The sequence below is a fragment of the Mesorhizobium sp. M1342 genome, assembly GCF_040317955.1.
GTDB lineage: Bacteria > Pseudomonadota > Alphaproteobacteria > Rhizobiales > Rhizobiaceae > Mesorhizobium.
The window spans coordinates 97,092-119,005 of the sequence record NZ_JAMYLI010000013.1 but is presented as its reverse complement, the minus strand read 5'-3'; the positions used below and the strand labels follow the sequence as shown (position 1 = coordinate 119,005).

Here is a 21,914-nt window from a genome sequence, read left to right as displayed (position 1 = left end):
GAATCCGCATTGACAGCGGGTTTGTTAATAGATATACCACTGATATATCAGATGGAGAGATGATCATGTGGACCGGAGTTTTTCCTGCCGTCACGACCAAATTCACCGCGGATGATCGTCTCGATCATGCCGAGATGGAGCGGTGCTTCAGCCTGCAGATGGAGGCCGGCTGCGACGGCATCATCGTCTGCGGATCGCTCGGCGAGGGGCCGATGCTGTCGCCCGACGAGAAGATCGAGGTGCTGAAGACCGCACAGAAGGTCGCCGGCAAGAAGCCGGTGCTGCTGACCGTCAACGAGGCCGGCACACGCGAGGCGGCCAGCATCGCCAAGCGCGCGAGCCGGGAAGGCGCCAATGGCCTCATGGTCGTGCCGAGCCCGATCTACCACACCAATGCGGAAGAGACCGTCGGGGCGCTGCGCGCGGTCGCGCAGGCGGGCGACCTGCCGGTCATGATCTACTCCAACCGGCTTGCCTACCGCGTCGACGTCACCGTCGACCAGATGGAGGAGCTGGCGTCGGACAAGCGCTTTGTCGCGATCAAGGAATCCTCCGACGACATCCGTCGTTCGACCGAGATCATCAATCGCCTGGGCACTCGCTACGACCTGTTCACTGGCGTCGACAATCTGGCCTTCGAGGCGCTGTCGGTCGGCGCCATCGGCTGGGTCGCGGGACTGGTCACAGCCTTCCCGCGCGAGACCGTCGCCATATTCCAGCTGATGAAGCAGGGCCGCCGCGAGGAGGCGCTCGCCATCTACCGCTGGTTCCGGCCGCTGCTCGATCTCGATGTCTCGACTTACCTGGTCCAAAACATCAAGCTTGCCGAAGTGTTCGCGATCAACACAAATGACCGCGTTCGCATGCCGCGCCAGCCGCTGTCTGGAGAGCGCCGCAAGGCTGTCGAGAAGATCGTCAAGGATGCGCTCGCCGTGCGGCCGACACTGCCGCAGTTCTGAGCTGGTATGAAGCGAGCGGGGCGGAGACTGGGACATGCATGCAGGGGTGACGTACAAAGATGAATAGCGATGTTCCAATCGACATCGCCATCATCGGTGGCGGCATCATCGGCATCTGTGCCGCTGCGTCTCTCGCCGAGGCCGGACGCAGGGCCACCGTCTTCGACCGCACCGGCATTTGCGAGGAGACGAGCTCCGGCAATGCCGCCGCCTTCGCCTTCTCCGACGTGCTGCCGCTGGCCCACAAGGGCATGATCCGGCAGCTGCCGAAATGGCTGGCCGATCCGCTTGGCCCGCTCAGCATTCCGCCCGCCCATCTGCCGAGGCTTCTGCCCTGGCTAATCCGCTTCTGGCGCGCCGGGGCGCCCGGGAAATACGAGGCGAGCCTTGCCGCTCAGGCGGGCATGATGAAGCTCGCCGAAGCGGAGTGGATGGGCCTGCTCGATCGCTCCGGCACGCGGTCGATGCTGCGCGAAGATGGCTCGCTCGAGCTCTATGAAAGCGAAGCCGAATTTCAGGCCGGGCTGCCCGGCTGGGCGGCGCGTGAGCGTTTCGGCATCGGTTTCCGCCATGTCGAGGGCGAGGAACTGGCCGCCTTGCAGCCGGGGCTGTCGCCGCGCTTCATCAAAGGCACGTTCGTGCCGGGATGGAAGACGGTCGCCGACCCGAAACTGCTGGGCAAGGCGGTGTGGGCCTATGCGCAGGCCAAGGGCGCCCGCTTTGAGCTGGCCCGAATCAGCCAAGTCGCGGTGGATCAGGATGGTGCGACGCTGACGTTGGCAGACGGCACCACAAGGCAGGCGCGACACCTCGTCGTCGCCGCCGGCGCATGGTCGCATCTGCTGGCGCGGCAGCTCGGCGATCGCATTCCGCTGGAGACCGAGCGCGGCTACAACACCACGTTGCCGACGAGTGCCTTCGACGTGAAGCGGATGCTGATCTTCTCCGGCCATGGTTTCGTCGTCACGCCGCTCGAAATGGGCCTGCGTGTCGGTGGCGCCGTTGAACTCGGCGGCATCGAGCGGCCGCCCAATTATGCCAGGTCGAAAGCGCTGCTGCGGAAGGCACAGAAATTCTTGCCGGGGCTCGATCCCTCGGGTGGGCGCGAATGGATGGGGTTCCGCCCCTCGCTGCCGGATTCAGTGCCAGTCATCGGCGGCGCGCCGGGAAAGCGGTCGGTGGTCTATGCCTTCGGCCATGGCCATCTCGGCCTGACCCAGGCGGCGGCCACCGGACGGTTGATCAGGGATCTTGTCCTGGGGCAGACTCCACCGATCGATCTGGCCCCCTTCAGTCCGCAACGATTTTGATATTTTCGGGTTTTGATTTTCGAGGAGCGTCATGGCCAAGAAATCCTTCTTCTGCATAGACGGCCACACCTGCGGCAATCCGGTGCGGCTGGTCGCTGGCGGCGGCCCGCTGCTGCAGGGCGCGACGATGATGGAGCGGCGTGCGCATTTTCTGGCCGAGTATGACTGGATACGCACCGGGCTGATGTTCGAGCCGCGCGGCCACGACGTGATGTCCGGTTCGATTCTCTATCCGCCGACGCGCGAGGATTGCGACATCGCCATCCTGTTCATTGAAACCTCCGGCTGCCTGCCGATGTGCGGTCATGGCACCATCGGTACGGTGACGATGGCCATCGAGCACGGACTGATCAAGCCGAAGACGCCGGGCGTGCTTCGGCTCGACACGCCGGCCGGCCTTGTCATCGCCGAATACAAACAGGTCGGCGACTATGTCGAGGAGGTGCGCATCACCAATGTGCCGTCCTTCCTCCATGCCGAGGGGCTGACGGTCGAATGCCCTGGGCTCGGCGAAATCACCGTCGATGTCGCCTATGGCGGCAACTTCTACGCCATCGTCGAACCACAGAAGAACTATCGCGACATGGCCGATTATTCGGCGGGCGACTTCATCGCCTGGAGCCCGGTGGTGCGCCAGCGGCTCAACGAGAAATATTCCTTCGTCCATCCCGAGAGCCCTGGCATCAACCGGCTGTCGCACATGCTGTGGACCGGTGCGCCGACGGTGGATGGCGCGGATGCCCGCAATGCCGTGTTCTACGGCGACAAGGCGATCGACCGCTCGCCCTGCGGCACCGGCACCTCGGCGCGCATGGCGCAGCTTCATGCCAAGGGCAAACTCAAGGCCGGCGACAGCTTCGTCCATGAATCGATCATCGGTTCGCTGTTCAAGGGCAAGGTCGAAAAGGATGTCAGCGTGGCCGGCAAGCCGGCCATCATTCCCTCGATCGGCGGCTGGGCGCGGATGACCGGACTGAACACCATCTTCATCGACGACCGCGACCCTTTCGCGCACGGATTTGTTGTCAAGTGATGGGACTCCTGACCTTGCGGAAAGCAACGGCCTGAAAAATGGATCGTGCCAAAAACGCAAGGATTCCTTTCATCACCTAATTTTGACGGCGATTTCTTCGAAACGGAGCGCATGATGCGGTCGAATCGTCAAAGACATTGCGTTATGCCAATGGTAGGGTCCGCGATAGTCCAGGGGCTGGATGATGGAAAACGGGCAATCGGACAGCGTGCTTCGAAAACACGCATGACGATTGAAAAATGACGTTGCAATCCGGGCTCGAAACTTTACGACTAGGGGAAATACGAAAAGGAATGCGTCTGCATGGGCGACATTCCAGGGGAGCCATGTACACATGCAGTATTTTGTCCAGCAGCTTATCAACGGGCTGACGCTGGGATCGATCTATGGGCTGATCGCGATCGGCTACACGATGGTCTACGGCATCATCGGCATGATCAATTTCGCCCATGGCGACATCTTCATGGTGGGTGCCTTCACGGCACTGATCGTCTTCCTCGCCCTTGGCGCGCTGTTCTATTCGGTGCCGGTTGTGCTGGCGCTGCTGATCATGATGATCGTGGCGATGCTGCTCACCAGCCTCTATAACTGGACGATCGAAAAGGTCGCCTACCGGCCGTTGCGCGGTTCGTTCCGACTGGCCCCGCTGATCACTGCCATCGGCATGTCGATCGCGCTGTCGAACTTCGTCCAGGTGACGCAGGGTCCACGCAACAAGCCGATCCCGCCGATGGTCAGCCAGGTTTACAACATCAACGGCATCAGCGTGTCGCTGAAGCAGATCATCATCGTCGTCGTCACGGCGCTGCTGCTGGCGCTGTTCTGGTATCTGGTCAACAAGACCTCGCTCGGGCGAGCGCAACGGGCCTGTGAGCAGGACCGCAAGATGGCGGCGCTGCTCGGCATCGATGTCGACCGTACCATCTCGATCACCTTCATCATGGGTGCGGCCCTTGCCGCGGTCGCCGGCACGTTGTTCCTGATGTATTACGGCGTCATTGCCTTCTCGGATGGCTTCACGCCAGGCGTGAAGGCCTTCACGGCGGCGGTGCTGGGCGGCATCGGTTCGCTGCCTGGGGCGGTGGTCGGCGGGCTGATGATCGGCTTCATCGAGAGCATGTGGTCGGCCTATTTCTCGATCGACTACAAGGACGTGGCGGCGTTCTCGATCCTGGCCATCGTGCTGATCTTCCTGCCTTCCGGCATATTGGGCCGGCCAGAAGTCGAAAAGGTCTGAGACTATGGCCGTCACCGTATCTCCGGAGCGCGACACCGTCGCCACCCCCATGCAGCGCGCGTTGCGCGAGGCACTTTATGCCGCTGCCATATCGTTCGGCCTGTTCGTGCTGTTCATCGGCCTGAAGACCGGCCAGAACATTTCCAATGAACTGGTCCTGACGACACGCTGGGGCCTGCTTGCCGCCGTGGTGATCGCCACGGCTGTCGGGCGCTTCCTCTATGTCGCTTATGGCCAGCCCTTCCTCGCCAACCAGAAGATCACCGACGTCGCCACCGGCCTGCTGCCGGCCAGCGTGGCGTCACGCTTCTTCCAGTTGCCGGCCTTCATCGTGGCCTTGGTCGCGGCGGTGTTGTTGTTTGCGGTCAACAGCTCTCTCGTCGGATGGGTGGGAGCGGAGCCGGCGGGCTATCTGCAATTCCTGCGCGCCCTGGCGGTCATCTATGTGCTGGCCTGCGTGATCTATTATTTCCGGGGCTTCATCCATGCCAACTTCACCAAACTCGGCATTGCCGCGCTGATCCTCTATCCGATCCTGGTGGTAGCTATCCTGTCGCTGATGTCCTGGTCGTTCGTCGGCGGGCTGCAGGGCTCGCTGAAATGGGTCGACAATTTCGGCATCCAGATCCTGATCTATGTGATGCTGGCCTGGGGCCTGAACATCGTCGTCGGCCTCGCCGGCCTGCTCGATCTCGGTTATGTCGCCTTCTACGCAGTCGGCGCCTATGCCTATGCGCTGCTCGGCACGCAGTACGGCCTGTCGTTCTGGATTCTTTTGCCGGCCGCCGGCGCCATGGCCGCCTTCTGGGGCGTGCTGCTCGGTTTTCCGGTGTTGCGCCTGCGCGGCGACTATCTGGCGATCGTCACCTTGGCTTTCGGTGAGATCATCCGCCTGGTGCTGATCAACTGGCGCGAGGTCACCAACGGTTCGGCCGGTATTTCCGGCATTCCGAAGGTCACCTTCTTCGGCCTGATGACCTTCAACGTGTCGGACCCCAATTACATCGCCAAGGTGCTGCATCTCGCGACATCGAGCGCCTACTACAAGATCTTCCTCTATTACCTGATCCTGGCGCTGGCGCTGCTGACAGCCTTCGTCACCATTCGGCTGCGGCGCATGCCGGTCGGCCGTGCCTGGGAAGCGTTGCGGGAGGACGAGATCGCCTGCCGCTCGCTCGGCATCAACACCACCACCACGAAGCTTACAGCCTTTGCCACGGGTGCGATGTTCGGCGGCTTCGCCGGCGCGTTCTTCGCCGCACGGCAGGGCTTCGTCAGCCCGGAATCCTTCGTCTTCCTGGAATCGGCCATCATCCTGGCCATCGTCGTTCTCGGTGGCATGGGCTCGCTGGTCGGCATCGCGGTCGCCGCAATGGTGATGATCGGCGGTACCGAGGCGTTGCGCGAACTCGACTTCCTCAAGCAGGTCTTCGGACCGGACTTCACACCGGAACTCTACCGCATGCTCCTGTTCGGCATGGCCATGGTCATCGTCATGCTGTGGAAGCCGCGCGGCTTCGTCGGCAGTCGTGAACCAACCGCCTTCCTCAAGGAGCGAAAGGCTGTCTCAAGCTCCTTCACCAAGGAGGGACACGGCTGATGAATGCGAACCCTGTTCAGAAAGCCACTTCGGGCATGAACGACGCTATCCTTCAGGTCGATCATCTGTCGATGAAGTTCGGTGGCCTGGTGGCCATCGGCGATCTGTCTTTTGCCGCCAAGCGCGGCGAGATCACCGCGCTGATCGGCCCCAACGGCGCCGGCAAGACCACGGTGTTCAACTGCATCACCGGCTTTTACAAGCCCTCGGAAGGCATGATCACGCTCAACCGGAACGATGGTTCGACCTTCCTGCTCGAGCGGCTGCCCAACCATGAGATCCCGGCGCGCGCCAAGGTGGCGCGCACCTTCCAGAACATCCGCCTGTTCTCCGGCATGACCCTGCTGGAGAACCTGCTGGTCGCCCAGCACAACAAACTGATGAAGGCATCGGGCTACACGGTGCTTGGCCTGTTCGGCTTCAGCGGCTATCGCAAGGCCTCGGCCGAATCGGTGGAACTCGCCAAGCATTGGCTGGAAAAGGCCGATCTTGTCGACCGTGCCGACGACCCGGCCGGCGACCTGCCCTATGGCGCGCAGCGCCGTCTCGAAATCGCTCGCGCCATGTGCACGGGACCCGAGCTTCTGTGCCTCGACGAACCGGCGGCCGGCCTCAATCCGAAGGAATCGGCGGCGCTCAACGAGCTGCTGATCGACATCAAGAACACATCCGGCACCTCGATCCTGTTGATCGAGCATGACATGTCGGTGGTCATGCAGATATCCGACCATGTCGTGGTGCTGGAGTACGGCCGCAAGATTTCCGACGGCAGTCCGCAGTCGGTACGCACAGATCCGCGCGTCATCGCCGCCTATCTCGGCGTCGACGACGAGGAAGTCGAAGCCGTCCTCACCGAAGTCGGCGACGAAGATGTCATCGAACAGCTCGATACAGGGCCGGATGCCGCGCATGGTCCGGGAACATCGTCGTCCTATCTCGCCGGGCCGGTGACCGACACGGTCGGCCATAGTTCGGGCGAGCGGGTTACGGTGGCCAAGGGAGCGTCAAAGGCCGGTCAGGTCGACGCCCGGTCGCTCGCCGCGGCAAACAAGGCAGCCTCGCTGGCAGCCGTGCCGGCGACGAAGGCAAAGCCTGCACCGAAAGCGGCGTCAAAGGCGGCAACCGGCACGGCGGCGAAGTCGACCGCATCGGCCAAGCCTACAGCCAAGGCCCCGGCGAAGGCTGGAGAGATCTCCAACCGGCTGGCTGCGCCTCGCGGCGGCAAGGCCGACAATTTGACCCGCATCAAGGGCATCGGTACGGTCAACGAGAAGAAGCTCAACGATCACGGCATCTTCCACTTCGACCAGATCGGCGCCTGGAAAAAGGCCGACGTCGAGGCCGCCGAAGCCTATCTCGCCTTTGACGGACGTATCGCGCGCGAGGAATGGGTCAAACAGGCCAGGCTGCTCGGCCAGGGCAAGGACACGGAATTCTCGCGCCGCGTCGACGCGGGCAAGGTGGCGACAAGCCATGCTTCCGCAAAGACTGCAAAGGCAGCCTCCGGAAAGACCGCGAGCAAGACTGCTGCCAAGCCCGTGGCGGGCAAGCGTGGAGGGGGCAAGTGATGGCCGCGACAACGCTGCTCGATATCAAGGGCGTGCAGACCTATTACGGCAACATCCGGGCGCTGAACGGCGTCGATGTCGCCGTCAAGCAGGGTGAGATCGTGGCGCTGATCGGTGCCAATGGCGCCGGCAAGTCGACGCTGATGATGACCATTTTCGGCGCGCCGCGGGCTCGCGCCGGCACCATCACCTTTGCCGGCACCGACATAACCCAGATGCCGACGCACGAGATCGCGCGCATGCGCATTGCCCAGTCGCCCGAGGGCCGGCGGATCTTTCCGCGCATGACGGTGATGGAAAACCTGCAGATGGGCGCCAGCCTCGACAACCTCAAGCATTATGACGAGGACGTCGAGAAGGTGTTCACGCTGTTCCCGCGTTTGAAAGAGCGCATCACCCAGCGCGGCGGCACGCTGTCGGGCGGTGAGCAGCAGATGCTGTCGATCGGACGCGCGCTGATGGCACGACCGAAGCTGCTTTTGCTCGACGAGCCGTCGCTGGGTCTCGCGCCGCTGATCGTCAAGCAGATCTTCGACGCCATCCGCGAACTGAACCGCACCCAGGGGCTGACCGTATTCCTGGTCGAGCAGAACGCCTTCGGCGCGCTCAAGCTCGCCACGCGCGGCTACGTCATGGTCAACGGCAATGTGACGATGAGCGGCACCGGCAAGGAGCTGCTCGCCAATCCGGAAGTGCGCGCCGCCTATCTCGAAGGCGGACACCACTGAGTTCGGAGCGGAATGCGTGCATTCGCCATTCCGCTCCAGATTGTTTGTTTGTCGCATGATCTTGTCCGGAAAGTCCGCAACTTTTCGGGATCATGCTAAGGAGACTTCACCATGCAGGGCATTCTTTACGAGGAACCCTCGATCTGGCAGTTCTTCTTCGTCACCTGTCTGCTCGGCGGCTGGGCGGCGTGGATGACCGGCAAGGCCAGTGCCCAGACATGGCGCAGCTTCATCCAGCTGTTCGCCTATATGCTGGGCCTCGGCATTGCCATCCGCTTCATCCATCACGCGCTGTTCGGCGGCACCATGTTCTCGCTGCACTATTATGTCGTCGACACCATCGTGCTGATGATCCTCGGCTTCGTCGGCTATCAATACACGCGCACCAACCAGATGGTGACACAGTATAATTGGCTCTACGAAAGAGCTTCACTCTTGAGCTGGAAACCGAAAGGTTGACGTTCATCATTAACGCCGTCTCGAAATTGAATCGGCGTGACAAGTGCCTGAAAATCGGCAAACTATGCTTTCTGCGATAAGGGTGGGCATCGCATGAAAGCTTCATCCACGCCCACTCCGTAAATGGGAGCGTTTAAATGAAAAAGTCACTTTTGTCCGCCGTCGCCCTGACCGCGCTGGTCGCGTTCGGCGGCAACGCGTGGGCTGACGTCATGTTCGGCGTCGCCGGTCCGATCACCGGTCCGAACGCCGCCTTCGGCGCACAGCTTCAGAAGGGTGCGGAAGCGGCCGTCGCCGACATCAATGCCAAGGGCGGCATCAATGGCGAGCAGATCAAGCTCGAAGTCGGCGACGACGTCTCCGATCCGAAGCAGGGCATCTCGGTTGCGAACAAGTTCGTCGGCGACGGCGTCAAGTTCGTGGTCGGCCACTTCAACTCGGGCGTTTCGATTCCGGCTTCGGAAGTCTATGCGGAAAACGGCATTGTCGAAGTGACGCCGGCCGCGACCAACCCGCAGTTCACCGAGCGCGGCCTGTGGAATGTGTTCCGCACCTGCGGACGCGATGACCAGCAGGGTAGCATTGCCGGTGCTTATCTCGCCGCGAACTTCAAGGACGCCAAGATCGCCGTCATCCACGACAAGACCACCTATGGCCAGGGTCTTGCCGACGAAACCAAGAAGGCAATGAATGCCAAGGGCCTGACGGAAGTCATGTATGAAGGCATCAATGTCGGCGACAAGGACTTCTCGGCGCTGATCGCCAAGATGAAGGAAGCCGGCGTTTCGATCATCTACTGGGGCGGCCTGCACACCGAAGCAGGCCTGATCATCCGCCAGGCGGCCGACCAGGGCCTCAAGGCGACACTGATTTCCGGCGACGGCATCGTGTCGAACGAACTGGCTTCGATCGCGGGCGACGCTGTTGCGGGCACGCTCAACACGTTCGGTCCGGATCCGCGCCTGATCCCCGCCAACAAGGAACTCGTCGAGAAGTTCCGCGCGCAGGGTTTCGAACCGGAAGCCTATACGCTCTACTCCTACGCCGCAGTACAGGCTATCGCCGAGGCAGCGACCGCTGCCAAGTCGAACGACCCGCAGGCAGTTGCCAAGGCGCTGCATGAAAACGGCCCGTTCAAGACCGTGCTCGGCGATCTGTCCTATGACGCCAAGGGCGACCCGACGCTGCCCGGCTACGTGATGTACGAATGGAAGAAGGGCGACGACGGCAAGTACACCTACATCCAGAAGATGTAAGACTCGTCAGTCTCCAGACCGTTTACGGATGCCCGGCGCCTCGCGCCGGGCATTTTCTTTTGCCATTCAGGGGGCGACCGATGGAGCCGGGTCCCTTAGCCGGGAATGATCGTGCGTCACGGCAGAGCCGGCCCTTTTTCTGGCTGTTTGGATGAATGCGATGGCCTCTGGCGCAATGATTCCATTTCAATCGGTTTAAATGCGCGTCAAATTTGTTTGCACTGCAGCATTTTCACGCTAATCATTGCGCCGATTTCTCTTCCTTCCGTTGCTGGAGCCCAGTCCTTGGCCATCACGAAGATCCTCGTCGCCAACCGGTCCGAAATCGCCATTCGCGTCTTTCGCGCGGCCAACGAACTCGGCCTCAAAACCGTGGCGATCTGGGCCGAAGAAGACAAATACTCCCTGCATCGCTTCAAGGCCGACGAGAGCTACCAGGTCGGACGCGGGCCGCATCTGACCCGGGACATGGGGCCGATCGAAAGCTATCTGTCGATCGAGGAGGTGATCCGCGTCGCCAGGCTGTCGGGTGCCGATGCTATTCATCCCGGCTACGGATTGTTGTCGGAAAGTCCCGAATTCGCCGACGCCTGTGCCGAAGCCGGCATTACCTTCATCGGGCCGAAGCCGGACACAATGCGACGGCTCGGCAACAAGGTCGCGGCGCGCAATCTCGCCATCGAGGTCGGGGTGCCGGTGATCCCCGCCACCGATCCGTTGCCGGATGACATGGAGGCGGTCAAGAAACTGGCCAAGGGAATCGGTTATCCCGTGATGCTGAAGGCATCATGGGGTGGCGGCGGCCGCGGCATGCGCGCCATCCGCGCCGAAGCCGACCTTGCCCGTGAAGTCACCGAAGGCAAGCGTGAGGCGAAAGCCGCCTTCGGCAAGGACGAGGTCTATCTCGAAAAGCTGATCGAACGCGCCCGCCATGTCGAGGTGCAGGTGCTGGGCGACACCCATGGCAATGCGGTGCACCTGTTCGAGCGCGACTGTTCGATCCAGCGCCGCAACCAGAAGGTCGTCGAGCGGGCGCCGGCGCCCTATCTCGAAATGTCGCAGCGCGAGGAGCTTTGCGGCCATGCGCTGAAGATCGCCCGCGAGACCAGTTATATCGGCGCCGGCACGGTCGAGTTCCTGCAGGATGCCGACACCGGCAAATTCTATTTCATCGAGGTCAATCCGCGCATCCAGGTCGAGCACACCGTCACCGAGCAGGTGACCGGCATCGATATCGTCAAGGCGCAGATCCACATCCTCGACGGCTTTGCCATCGGCACACCGGAATCAGGCGTGCCGGCGCAGAAGGACATAAGGCTGAACGGCCACGCGCTGCAGTGCCGCATCACCACGGAAGATCCCGAACACAATTTCATCCCCGATTACGGCCGCATCACCGCCTATCGCGGCGCAACAGGCTTCGGCATCCGCCTCGATGGCGGCACCGCCTATTCGGGCGCTGTCATCACCCGCTTCTACGATCCGCTGCTTGAGAAGGTGACGGCGTGGGCGCCGACGCCGGCCGAGACGATCGCCCGCATGAACCGGGCGCTGCGCGAGTTCCGCATCCGCGGCGTCGCCACCAACCTGACCTTCCTCGAAGCGATCATCAACCATCCGAGCTTCGCCGACAATTCCTACACGACCAAGTTCATCGACACGACGCCGGAACTGTTCCAGCAGGTCAAGCGCCAGGACCGCGCCACCAAGCTCATCAACTATCTCGCCGACGTCAGCGTCAACGGCCATCCCGAGACGCGCGGCCGGCCGCAGCCGAAGGCCGATGCGGCCGCACCCGTGGTGCCTTACCTCAACGGCAATGTGCCCGGCGGCAGCAAGCAGAAGCTGGATGTGCTCGGGCCGGAGAAGTTCGCCGCCTGGATGCGCGACCAGAGGCAAGTGCTGGTCACCGACACGACGATGCGCGATGGCCACCAGTCGTTGCTCGCCACCCGTGTGCGAACGCATGACATTGCCGGCATCGCCGGTACTTATGCGCGTGCCTTGCCGCAGCTTCTATCGCTGGAATGCTGGGGCGGCGCCACCTTCGACGTCGCCATGCGCTTCCTCACCGAGGATCCGTGGGAGCGGCTGTCGCTGGTGCGCGAGGCGGCGCCCAATCTGCTGTTGCAGATGCTGCTGCGCGGCGCCAATGGCGTCGGCTATACCAACTATCCCGACAATGTCGTGCAGCATTTCGTCAAGCAGGCAGCAAGCGGTGGCATCGACCTGTTCCGGGTCTTCGATTGCCTGAACTGGGTCGACAACATGCGCGTCGCCATGGATGCGGTCGGCGCCGAGGGCAAGCTGATCGAAGCGGCGATCTGCTATACCGGCGACATCCTCGATCCGGCGCGGGCGAAATACGACCTCAAATACTATGTCGGCCTAGCCAGGGAATTGCAGGCGGCCGGCGCCCACATCATTGCCGTCAAGGACATGGCCGGACTGCTGAAGCCGGCGGCGGCACGCGTGCTGTTCAAGGCGCTGCGCGAGGCGACCGACCTGCCGATCCATTTCCACACCCACGACACGTCGGGCCTGTCGGCGGCGACGGTGCTGGCGGCGGTGGAAAGCGGCGTCGACGCCATAGACGCGGCGATGGATGCTTTCTCCGGCAACACCTCGCAGCCATGCCTTGGCTCGCTCGTCGAGGCGCTGAAGGGCACAGAACGCGACCCCGGTCTCGACCCGCAATGGATCAGGAAAATCTCGTTCTACTGGGAAGCGGTGCGCAACCAGTACGCCGCCTTTGAAAGCGACCTCAAGGGGCCAGCTTCGGAAGTCTATCTGCACGAGATGCCGGGCGGGCAGTTCACCAATTTGAAGGAACAGGCGCGCTCGCTCGGACTGGAGACGCGCTGGCACGAGGTGGCGCAGACCTATCACGACGTCAATCTGATGTTCGGCGACATCGTCAAGGTGACGCCGTCCTCCAAGGTCGTCGGCGACATGGCATTGATGATGGTCAGCCAGGATCTCACCGTTGCCGATGTCGAAAACCCGGACAAGGATATCGCATTCCCGGATTCGGTCGTCTCGATGCTGCGCGGCGATCTCGGCCAGTCGCCAGGCGGGTGGCCGGCGGCGCTGCAGAAGAAGGCGCTGAAGGGCGACAAGCCAATCACGGTGCGGCCCGGCTCGCTGCTCAAGCCAGCCGACCTCAAGGTCAACCGCAAGGAGATCGAGGAGAAGCTCGAGCGCAAGCTGTCGGAGTTCGAATTCGCCTCTTGGCTGATGTATCCGAAGGTGTTCACGGATTTCGCCGGCGCGCAGGAGACCTATGGGCCGGTCAGCGTCCTGCCGACGCCGACCTATTTCTACGGCATGAAGCCGGAAGACGAGATCTTCGTCGACATCGAGAAGGGCAAGACGCTGGTGGTGCGCTGCCTGGCCATCGGCGATGTCGACGAGAAGGGCATGGTCACCGTGTTCTTCGAGCTCAACGGCCAGCCGCGTCGTGTCAAGGTGCCCGACCGGGCGCATGGCGCGTCCGCCGCCAAGGCCCGCCGCAAGGCCGAACCCGGCAACGAGGCGCATGTCGGCGCACCGATGCCGGGCGTCGTCTCGGCGCTTTCGGTGGCTGCCGGCCAAGCTGTGAAGGCCGGTGACGTGCTGCTTTCCATCGAAGCGATGAAGATGGAGACGGCGCTGCATGCCGAGCGCGACGGCACCGTTGCCGAGGTGCTGGTCAAGGCGGGCGACCAGATCGATGCCAAGGATCTGCTGATCGCTTTCAATTAGAGTTCGCAAAACGGACCGGTTGTCGGCTTCTGGCGGCAGCCCGCGTGGCTTGGTCGATAACGGCTTGACCCGCCGCCGCCGGTCGGGCATCGAACCGGCTCAAATTTTGCCGCAGTCGTCCGCGAGTCGCGGAGCCGACGCTTTTGGAGAAAAATATGGCCGACGATATCACCGATACCAGCCAGACTGTTGCCGCCGGCCAGCTGCGTGCCTTCATCGAGCGCATAGAGCGGCTCGAGGAAGAGAAGAAAACCATTTCCGACGATATCAAGGAAGTGTTCGCCGAGGCCAAGGGCACTGGGTTCGACACCAAGGCGATGCGCACGATCATCCGGCTGCGCAAGAAGGACCAGGCCGAGCGGCAGGAAGAGGAAACCATCCTCGATCTGTACAAGGCCGCGCTCGGCATGGTGTAAGATCAGCCGGCCCCGGCACCGACACGGTTGCCGGAGATACGGTTTGAGCCATGAGCGAATTCGACTTCGGCGCCCGCCGCGCCTCTGAATTCCGCCAGCGCGGCTTCTGGACGCTGTTCGCTGAGCGGCATCCGGAAGAAAGGGCTCTGATGGCGCGGCGCGGACCCTGGTTTTGGCAGCGCGGGCTGCCCGACTTCGCCTTGGTCCTTTCCATGTATGTCGCGCCGGCGCAGAGCCAGGTCGGCGTCTTCTTCGGTCGCAACGAGAAGTTCGGCGCCACGCAAGCCTGGTCGCGGCTGAAGCCGTTTCAGCGTGAAATCGAAGACAGGCTGAAGCTCAGGCCGGAACAGAGTTGCGAGGGCCTCGGCATCAATTCGATGTGGCGGGTGAACTGCTATGCCGAGGACAACTGGCCAGCCATGGCCGACTGGCTGGTGACCGAATGTTCGCGCTTCGAGCGTGCGGTAACCGAAGTCCTGGGGCAGGGATAGACATCCGGTGTTGCCAGAAGGTATCGGCTCCTTTTTCCGCTCACGCTGGCAAGGCCAGGTGCCGCTCGATCGGCTGTTCTGGCGCGACCTTGTCCTCGTCGGCACCGCGGTCAGCATCGCCGCATCGGTGCTGGCGCTCGTCTTGCTCGGATTGAAGTTGCCGCTCGGGCTTGTGCTGGCAGTGCATTTCGCGTCGGTGCCCTACAGCCTGTTCCTGACTTTGGCGGTGTGGCGGACCACCGAAAAGATTCCCGGGGCCAAGGCCTGGATGATGACGCTTGGCGCCACGCTGTGGCTGGTGGCGATGATCGTGGTCTGATCGTCTGCCCAGAGGGGGGCGACGGATATTTAAACGAAAAGGGCGACAGATGCCGCCCTATAGTGTCGAACCCGGATGGCTCAAGCCGAGGGCTCGAATTTCAGCGCCACGCCGTTGATGCAATAGCGCAGGCCGGTCGGCGGCGGGCCGTCTTCGAAGACATGGCCGAGATGGCTGCCGCAGCGGGCGCAATGGCATTCGGTGCGAACCATCCCGTAGCTGCGGTCGACGGTGTTTTCGACCGAGCCCGGCACCGGGTCGTTGAAGCTCGGCCAGCCGGTGCCGCTCTCGAACTTCAGCTTGGATTCGAACAAAGGCTGGTCGCAGCCGGCGCAGGAAAAGGTGCCGGCGCGCTTCTCGTAGAGCAAAGCGCAGCTTCCCGGCCGCTCGGTGCCGTGACCGCGCATGACGGCATACTGCTCGGGCGTCAGCCGGGCGCGCCATTCGGCGTCGGTGCGAGTTACAGGGTAGGTGTGGGTGTCCATGTGATCTCCTCAGCCTTGCCGGCTCGCTCCTACAGCGCCGCGCGTCCATCGGACGCGCAGGGACGCTATAGCACTTTGGTTTTGCGCATGATCCTTTCCGAACCGGAGGTTCGGGGTCATGCGCGGATTGCAACCTCATATTCGCACCAAGATAGGCATTTGTTACGGCATTTTCCCGCATTTTCGATTGGGTTCTCATGCGATCGCCGCCAGATAGCGATTGACCGAGCCAGCCAACGCCGCTTTTGCGCCCCCGATGATGTTCTGGTTCCACCACGCGCCGTAGATATGGTCGAACGCGAATGGCTCCAGCGCCGCCGCGATGCGGCGCACGGCCGCTGCATTGAGCGGAATGTAGTTCGGATAGCTGTACATGAAGCTGACATGGCGGCGCGTCGGCGTCACCTGCAGGATATCGCCGGCCAGCAAGACGTCGCCGTCATCGCGTTTCCAGTGCAGCACCTGGCCGCCGGCAAAGTGGCCACCGCAGCGGATGAGGGTCAACGACGGGTTGATCGAGAGCGTCTCGCCTTCCCAACTGACGATCGCCTTGTGCGGCCGCATGATCCACTGGCGGTCATCGGCGTGGAGATAGATCGGCACGCCGCCAAACGCCTCGCTCCAACAGACCATCACCGAATAATAATGGCAATGCGAGATGGCGATCGCCGTCAGGCCGCCGCGGCGGTTGATCTCGGCCACCGCCTCGTCGCTGACCATCGAAACGCAGTCCCACAGCACGTTGCCGTGTGGCGTCTGTGCCAGCAGCGCCCGCTGGCCGATGGCGAAGCGCGGCTCGATGCCGAAGGCGAGAACGCCGGCATCATCCTTCATCACAAGCCGATGCCCTTCAGCAAGTTCCTCCGGCGTGATCCACGCCTGCCCTTCCCAGCGCACATATTGGCGCTCGTCCTCGCAGATCGGGCAATGTTTTGGAGGCGTCTCTGTCGCCGCGAACTGGACGCCGCATTGCAGGCAGAGAAAGCAGGTCATCGGATCTCCTGTCAGTCTTTCAGTGTTTTCTTGAAAGCTGCCTGGTCGCGCCCTCAAGCCCGGCCAAAGTCAGCGGGAACATGCGGCCGCCGAAGATGTCGCGGATCATCGCAATCGAATGGGTGTAGCCCCAGTTCTTGGGGTCTTCGGGGTTCAGCCATACCGCGTTCGGCCATTGCTGCAGCAGACGGCCGAGCCAGACACTGCCTGCCTCCGGATTCCAGTGCTCGACCGAACCGCCGGGATGAGCGATCTCGTAAGGGCTCATCGAGGCGTCACCGACGACGATCACCTTGTAGTCCGGGCCATATTTGTGGAGGAGGTCGAAGGTCGGAATCACCTCGGCATGCCTGCGGCGATTATCCTTCCACACACCCTCATAGAGGCAGTTGTGGAAATAGAAATATTCGAGCTGGCGGAATTCGGCGCGGGCGGCCGAGAACAGCTCCTCGACGCTCTTGATGTGGTCGTCCATCGAGCCGCCGACATCGAAGAACATCAAAAGCTTCACCGCGTTGCGCCGTTCGGGCCGCGTCTGCACGTCGAGATAGCCATGTTCGGCGGTGGCGTGGATGGTGCCGGGCAGGTCGAATTCCTCCTCGGCGCCTTCGCGCACCCAGCGACGCAGCCGCTTCAGCGCGATCTTGATGTTGCGGGTGCCGAGTTCGACGGCATCATCGAAATTCCTGAACTCACGTCTGTCCCACACCTTCACCGCGCGGCGGTTGCGGCTTTCATGCTGGCCGATACGCACACCTTCGGGATTGTACCCATAGGCACCGAAGGGCGAGGTGCCGCCGGTGCCGATCCATTTCGAGCCGCCCTGGTGGCGGCCTTTTTGCTCGTCCAGCCGCTGCTTCAAGGTCTCCATCAATTTCTCGAAACCGCCCAGCGCCTCGACCAGTTTTTTCTCTTCGTCGGTCAGGTGCTTTTCGGCGATGCGGCGCAACCATTCCTCGGGAATGTCAGCGACATCGACGGCATCCGGCCCGCCCAGCGCTTCGATGCCCTTGAAGACATGCGCAAACACCTGGTCGAAGCGGTCGATATGGCGCTCGTCCTTCACCAGCACCGCACGGGCGAGGTAATAAAAACCTTCGACGTCGTAGTCGACCAGCCCGGCTTCCAGTCCCTCCAGCAGCGACAGATATTCCCTGAGCGAAACGGGAACACGCGCGGCCTTCAGTTCGAGGAAGAAGGGGATGAACATTGTCTATCTACAGCAGATCATACTCGATGAAGCCGGTGCGGCGCGCGACATGGTCGTAGAGTTTGCGCGCGGTGGTGTTGGTTTCGTGCGTCATCCAGTAAACGTTCTTGACGCCGATTTTCGCGGCTTCTTGTCTTACTGCCTCGATTAGCGCCGCGCCTATGCCCTTGCCGCGCATGTCAGGGTCGGCGAACAGGTCCTGCAGATAGCAGTTGTTTTTTTCCGACCAGCCTGAGCGGTGGTAGAGATAGTGGGTGAGCCCTACCGCCTTGCCGTCCAGCGTGGCGATGAAGCCTTTCGGCTCGAACTCACCCTCGGTGAACAGCCGCTTCCAGGTGATGGCGTAGACCTCTTCCGGCAGCTTCGTCTCATAGAAGGTGAGGTAGTCGGTCCACAGCCGCCGCCAATCGGCGCGGTCGGACTGCGCGAGCGGGCGGACGATAATCTCAGCCATGTCATCTCCTCTTAAGGTTTGGCCGAAGCTGCCTGCCTGTTCGGCTGCCGGCAACGGTCCACAGAAAGGAAAGCGCTGCTGCTACCTATTGCTGCCTTCGTGCCATGAACGCCAGCCGCTCGAACAAATGCACGTCCTGCTCGTTCTTCAGCAATGCGCCATGCAACTTGGGCAGGGCGTTCTTCGGATCGGCGCGCAGATCTTCCGGCGCGATGTCGTCGGCGACCAGCAGCCTTATCCAGTCGAGCGCCTCGGAGGTCGACGGCTTCTTCTTCAAGCCGGGCACGTCGCGGATTTCGTAGAACTGGGTCAGCGCCGCGCGCACCAGGTTCTGCTTGATGCCGGGATAGTGGACATCGACGATTCTGTGCAGCGTGTCGACGTCGGGAAAGCGGATGTAGTGGAAGAAGCAGCGGCGCAGGAACGCGTCCGGCAACTCCTTCTCGTTGTTGGAGGTGATGATGACGATCGGCCTGACGGCGGCGCGGATGGTTTCGCCGGTCTCGTAGACGAAGAACTCCATCCGATCGAGTTCCTGCAGGAGGTCGTTGGGGAATTCGATGTCGGCCTTGTCGATCTCGTCGATCAAAAGCACGACCTTCCTGCCGGCGGCGAACGCCTCCCAGAGCTTGCCGCGCTTGATGTAGTTCCTGATGTCGTTGAAGCGCTCGTCACCAAGCTGGCTGTCGCGCAGGCGCGAGACGGCGTCATATTCGTAAAGGCCCTGCTGCGCCCTGGTGGTCGACTTGACGTGCCATTCGATGAGGTCGAGGCCAAGTGCTGACGCCACCTGGCGGGCCAGTTCCGTCTTGCCGGTGCCTGGCTCGCCCTTGACCAGCAAGGGCCGCTCCAGCGCGATCGCCGCGTTGACGGCCACCATCAGATCCTTGTCGGCGACATAGGCCGCCGTGCCTTCGAAACGCATTCTTGCTCCTCGGTTCGTCATGGCAACCGTAAGGACGCGGCTCACCCTGTGCAAGGGTGCGCCGGCCGCGACGAATGGGCTTGAACCCTGATGGAAACATATGCCCGTCTCACTGGCGCTTAGCCGGCCGGCAGCCTATATTGGGCGGGACGGTCTGTGCTTCCCGGCAGGAGAACATTTTCCCCGGGGCCTTAACGATCCTTAGGGAGCTGTCCCTGGGAAGACCCGTGGGTTTTCTCACACGGCGCCCACCTACTTTGTAGGTTCCCGGGATCGCTCTCTCCACCGGTTGTGTGGATCGTCACTTATTGCCACGCGTCCCGCATTTCGGTGGATGATTGCGGTGGAAAACGTCGCTCCCAAAACTCCATCCAGATCTGACCTTTTCTACCCTGGCTGCATGACCTCTCTCAAAGACCTGAAAAAGCAGCTTCGCCGTGAGGCCCTCGGACGCCGCGATGCGCTCGATGAGTTCTGGCGGGTGGAGGTCGCGCTTGAAATGGCAGAGACGGCACGCGATCATCTCCATGTCGAGCCAGGCCAGATCGTTTCCGGCTTCTGGCCGATGCGTTCTGAAGTCGACGTTCGGCCGTTGATGTTTGCCTTGCGTGAAAAGGGCGCGCGGCTTTGCCTGCCGGCCATTCTCGACAAGACCACCATTGTCTTTCGCGAACTGGTGCGCGGCGCGCCGATGGTCGAGATGGGTTTCGGCACGGTCGGCCCTCACGAGGAAGCCGAGGTGCTCGACCCCTCTGTGATGCTGGTGCCGCTCGCCGCTTTCGATGCGCGCGGCCATCGCATCGGCTATGGTGCCGGCTATTACGACCGCGCCATCGCCAAGCTGATCGACAAGGGACAGCCGCCGCGGCTGGTCGGCATCGCCTTCGACTGCCAGGAGGTGGCAATGGTGCCGGATGAGGAACATGACGTCGTCATTCCGGAAATACTGACCGAGAGCGGGTTGCGCCGCTTCGCGCCAAAATTGTAGATAAGTACAAGGGACGCATGATCTTCACTGGCGTCATGCAGCTTTCGCTGACCTTCGGTGCGGGATCATATGAGACTTCTCTTCCTCGGTGACATGGTTGGAAAGACAGGACGGACGGCGGTGTGGGAACAACTGCCCGGCCTGATCTCCGACTTCAAACTCGATTTCGTCATCGTCAATGGCGAGAACGCCGCGGGCGGCTTCGGCATCACCGAAGATATTTTTCGCGAGACGATCGCCGCCGGTGCCGATGTCGTCACCACCGGCAACCATGTCTGGGACCAGCGCGACGCGCTTGCCTTCGCGCCGCGTGAAGAGCGCTTCCTGCGTCCCTCCAACTTTCCCAAGGGCACGCCCGGGCGCGGCTCCGGTGTCTATATCGCCAGGAGCGGCGCGCGCGTGCTGGTCGCCAACATCATGGGCCGGGTGTTCATGCATCCCGAGCTCGACGATCCGTTCCAGGCCGGCGAACGCGAGCTTGCCGCCTGTCCGCTCGGCGAGCAGGCGGATGCCGTGATTATCGACTTCCACGCCGAGGCGACCTCGGAAAAGATGTGCTTCGCGCATTTCGTCGACGGCCGCGCCAGCCTCGTCGTCGGCACCCACACCCACCAGCCGACCGGCGATCACCAGGTCCTCAACGGCGGCACCGGTTATATGTCCGACGCCGGCATGTGCGGGGACTACGATTCCTCGCTCGGCATGGACAAGGAGGAGCCGCTCAACCGGTTCCTGTCGAAGGTGCCGAAAGGCCGCTTCGAGGCGGCGACCGGACCGGCGACCTTGTGCGGCGTTGGTGTCGATATTTCCGACCGCACAGGGCTGACCGAGCGGATCGCGCCGTTTCGTCGCGGGCCACGGCTGGAAGAAACCGCACCGTCCTTCTGGTCGTGACATTGATATAGGCACGCTTAGTACCTAACTGCCGGCGACACTGCTCTAGATCGTTAAAAGAGGGGACGACCTCCATGCAGCTCATCGAATTCCTGGCGCCGCATTTTCAATTCGTGTCCGACCCGACCGCCTGGGTCGCGCTGCTGACGCTGATTGTGCTCGAGGTCGTGCTCGGCATTGACAATCTGATCTTCATCTCGATCCTGACCAACAAGCTGCCGGAAGCACAACGAGCCCGTGCCCGCCGGCTCGGCATCTCGGCGGCGCTGATCATGCGGCTGGTGCTGCTGGCCACCATTTCGATCATCGTCCAGCTGACCACGCCGGTGTTCACGGCCTTCGGCCACGGTTTTTCCTGGCGCGACCTGATCCTGATCGCCGGCGGCCTGTTCCTGGTCTGGAAGGCGACCAAGGAGATCCATCACACGGTCGATCCCGACGACCACAAGGATACGATGATGGGCGAGACGCTGCAGATCAGCCTTGCCGGCGCGATCTTCCAGATCCTGCTGCTCGACCTGGTCTTCTCGATCGATTCGATCATCACCGCCGTCGGCATGACCGACGAGATCGCCATCATGTACATCGCCGTGATCGTGGCAGTGAGCGTGATGATGCTGGCGGCCGGGCCGCTGGCCAACTTCATCGCCAAGAACCCGAGCATTGTCATGCTGGCGCTGGGCTTCCTTCTGATGATCGGCATGACACTGATCGCAGACGGCATGGGCTACCATGTGCCCAAGGGCTACATCTATGCGGCGATGGGCTTTTCGGCATTGGTCGAGGGGCTCAACATGCTGGCGCGGCGGCGCAAGAAGTCGGGCGGCGGGCATTAGGCAGACCCT

General features: G+C 62.2%; 21 protein-coding genes and 1 other RNA gene. 17 read left to right on the top strand and 5 right to left on the bottom strand.

Annotated elements, in window-relative coordinates:
- The first annotated feature begins 65 nt into the window (after nucleotides 1-65).
- The 13 genes from NKH06_RS15675 (at nucleotide 66) to NKH06_RS15615 (ending at nucleotide 15,120) form a co-directional block, all read left to right on the top strand.
- Nucleotides 66-959, top strand: a complete 894-nt coding sequence (locus NKH06_RS15675; protein ID WP_352440986.1) for a dihydrodipicolinate synthase family protein — start codon at nucleotides 66-68, stop codon at nucleotides 957-959.
- A 59-nt stretch (nucleotides 960-1,018) separates the two neighbouring features.
- Entirely contained in the window at nucleotides 1,019-2,269 is a 1,251-nt protein-coding gene (locus NKH06_RS15670) for an NAD(P)/FAD-dependent oxidoreductase (RefSeq protein WP_352893382.1), read from the top strand.
- A gap of 31 nt (nucleotides 2,270-2,300) precedes the next feature.
- Entirely contained in the window at nucleotides 2,301-3,302 is a 1,002-nt protein-coding gene (locus NKH06_RS15665) for a 4-hydroxyproline epimerase (RefSeq protein ID WP_352440984.1), read from the top strand.
- Between the two features lie 334 nt (nucleotides 3,303-3,636).
- Nucleotides 3,637-4,539, top strand: coding sequence for a branched-chain amino acid ABC transporter permease (locus NKH06_RS15660; protein WP_013529092.1), 903 nt, complete (start codon nucleotides 3,637-3,639; stop codon nucleotides 4,537-4,539).
- A gap of 4 nt (nucleotides 4,540-4,543) precedes the next feature.
- Nucleotides 4,544-6,139 carry a high-affinity branched-chain amino acid ABC transporter permease LivM gene (gene livM, locus NKH06_RS15655; protein WP_127296226.1) on the top strand — a complete coding sequence of 532 codons (1,596 nt, stop codon included), beginning with the start codon at nucleotides 4,544-4,546 and terminating at the stop codon, nucleotides 6,137-6,139.
- Complete coding sequence (locus NKH06_RS15650; RefSeq protein WP_352893380.1) at nucleotides 6,139-7,707, top strand: ATP-binding cassette domain-containing protein; 1,569 nt, start codon at nucleotides 6,139-6,141, stop codon at nucleotides 7,705-7,707. Before livM ends, NKH06_RS15650 begins: the two co-directional genes overlap by 1 nt.
- A complete protein-coding gene (locus tag NKH06_RS15645; RefSeq protein ID WP_352893378.1) occupies nucleotides 7,707-8,435 on the top strand; it encodes an ABC transporter ATP-binding protein in 729 nt (242 codons plus the stop codon). Before NKH06_RS15650 ends, NKH06_RS15645 begins: the two co-directional genes overlap by 1 nt.
- 111 nt (nucleotides 8,436-8,546) lie before the next feature.
- Nucleotides 8,547-8,894, top strand: a complete 348-nt coding sequence (locus NKH06_RS15640) for a DUF6867 family protein (protein ID WP_023811804.1) — start codon at nucleotides 8,547-8,549, stop codon at nucleotides 8,892-8,894.
- Between the two features lie 137 nt (nucleotides 8,895-9,031).
- Complete coding sequence (locus NKH06_RS15635; RefSeq protein ID WP_023811805.1) at nucleotides 9,032-10,150, top strand: branched-chain amino acid ABC transporter substrate-binding protein; 1,119 nt, start codon at nucleotides 9,032-9,034, stop codon at nucleotides 10,148-10,150.
- Between the two features lie 285 nt (nucleotides 10,151-10,435).
- Nucleotides 10,436-13,894, top strand: coding sequence for a pyruvate carboxylase (pyc, locus tag NKH06_RS15630; protein WP_352893377.1), 3,459 nt, complete (start codon nucleotides 10,436-10,438; stop codon nucleotides 13,892-13,894).
- Nucleotides 13,895-14,049: 155 nt separating this feature from the next.
- Entirely contained in the window at nucleotides 14,050-14,310 is a 261-nt protein-coding gene (locus NKH06_RS15625) for a DUF2312 domain-containing protein (RefSeq protein WP_013529099.1), read from the top strand.
- Between the two features lie 50 nt (nucleotides 14,311-14,360).
- Entirely contained in the window at nucleotides 14,361-14,801 is a 441-nt protein-coding gene (locus NKH06_RS15620; protein ID WP_352440983.1) for a hypothetical protein, read from the top strand.
- Between the two features lie 7 nt (nucleotides 14,802-14,808).
- Entirely contained in the window at nucleotides 14,809-15,120 is a 312-nt protein-coding gene (locus tag NKH06_RS15615) for a hypothetical protein (protein ID WP_127270382.1), read from the top strand.
- A gap of 80 nt (nucleotides 15,121-15,200) precedes the next feature.
- Here NKH06_RS15615 and msrB read toward each other — a convergent pair whose 3' ends face one another.
- From msrB to NKH06_RS15590, 5 genes are all read right to left on the bottom strand, one after another.
- Entirely contained in the window at nucleotides 15,201-15,605 is a 405-nt protein-coding gene (gene msrB, locus NKH06_RS15610) for a peptide-methionine (R)-S-oxide reductase MsrB (RefSeq protein WP_127270383.1), read from the bottom strand.
- Between the two features lie 195 nt (nucleotides 15,606-15,800).
- Nucleotides 15,801-16,598 carry an MBL fold metallo-hydrolase gene (locus tag NKH06_RS15605; RefSeq protein ID WP_352440982.1) on the bottom strand — a complete coding sequence of 266 codons (798 nt, stop codon included), beginning with the start codon at nucleotides 16,596-16,598 and terminating at the stop codon, nucleotides 15,801-15,803.
- A gap of 19 nt (nucleotides 16,599-16,617) precedes the next feature.
- The gene (locus NKH06_RS15600; RefSeq protein WP_128305326.1) at nucleotides 16,618-17,808 is read right to left on the bottom strand and encodes a vWA domain-containing protein; all 1,191 of its coding nucleotides are present in this window, start codon (nucleotides 17,806-17,808) and stop codon (nucleotides 16,618-16,620) included.
- Between the two features lie 7 nt (nucleotides 17,809-17,815).
- Nucleotides 17,816-18,262, bottom strand: coding sequence for a GNAT family N-acetyltransferase (locus tag NKH06_RS15595; RefSeq protein ID WP_352440980.1), 447 nt, complete (start codon nucleotides 18,260-18,262; stop codon nucleotides 17,816-17,818).
- A gap of 85 nt (nucleotides 18,263-18,347) precedes the next feature.
- Nucleotides 18,348-19,187 (bottom strand): AAA family ATPase, encoded by an 840-nt coding sequence (locus NKH06_RS15590; RefSeq protein ID WP_023811813.1) that lies wholly within the window; start codon nucleotides 19,185-19,187, stop codon nucleotides 18,348-18,350.
- A 148-nt stretch (nucleotides 19,188-19,335) separates the two neighbouring features.
- Between NKH06_RS15590 and ssrS the strand changes: the two genes are divergently transcribed.
- From ssrS to NKH06_RS15570, 4 genes are all read left to right on the top strand, one after another.
- A non-coding RNA gene (gene ssrS, locus NKH06_RS15585) (6S RNA) lies at nucleotides 19,336-19,491 on the top strand.
- Between the two features lie 96 nt (nucleotides 19,492-19,587).
- Entirely contained in the window at nucleotides 19,588-20,175 is a 588-nt protein-coding gene (locus NKH06_RS15580; protein ID WP_128305328.1) for a 5-formyltetrahydrofolate cyclo-ligase, read from the top strand.
- Nucleotides 20,176-20,244: 69 nt separating this feature from the next.
- Entirely contained in the window at nucleotides 20,245-21,069 is an 825-nt protein-coding gene (locus tag NKH06_RS15575; RefSeq protein ID WP_023811815.1) for a TIGR00282 family metallophosphoesterase, read from the top strand.
- A 74-nt stretch (nucleotides 21,070-21,143) separates the two neighbouring features.
- A complete protein-coding gene (locus NKH06_RS15570) occupies nucleotides 21,144-21,905 on the top strand; it encodes a TerC family protein (RefSeq protein ID WP_128305329.1) in 762 nt (253 codons plus the stop codon).
- Nucleotides 21,906-21,914: the final 9 nt, after the last annotated feature.